Here is a 416-nt window from a genome sequence, read left to right as displayed (position 1 = left end):
GGCCCCACGTGGGCGGGGACACCCGCGCCCACGTGGGGCCCGTCGGCGCGTTCCCGGCCGCCGGAGCCGAGGCGTGAGCGGTCGGCGCAGCCGAGGCGGGACCAGCCGGGGCGGGAGGCGCAGCCGGGGCGGGCCCAGCCGGGGCGGTGGACGCGGCCGAGGCGGTCGGCGTGGCGGCGGCAGGACCGGACGGAGCGGTCGGCGTGGCGGCGGCAGGACCGGACGGAGCAGTCGGCGTGGCGCGAGGCGGCGTGGCCTGGCCGGCCGCCGATGTCACCACGGCGGTCGTGGGCGTGCGGGTCGGCAGCGGCGTCCCGTTCGCGGGCACGGCCGCCGGTGTCGGCGCGGTGAACGCAGGACGCGCGGTGGCGCCCGCGGCGGTCGCCGCGGACGGCACCGGCCGGACGAGGCCGGGC

At 83.4% G+C, this 416-nt stretch carries 1 protein-coding gene; it reads left to right on the top strand.

Translation table 11 applies throughout. The features are described 5' to 3' along the window. Positions 1 to 236: 236 nt before the first annotated feature. On the top strand, positions 237 to 416 hold a 180-nt coding region (locus tag CTKZ_RS22255; protein ID WP_210766410.1), incomplete at its 3' end, for a hypothetical protein.

This window comes from Cellulomonas algicola, from assembly GCF_003851725.1.
GTDB lineage: Bacteria > Actinomycetota > Actinomycetes > Actinomycetales > Cellulomonadaceae > Cellulomonas > Cellulomonas algicola.
Note: the sequence above shows the minus strand (reverse complement) of the source record. Positions and strands in the feature narration are given on the sequence as shown.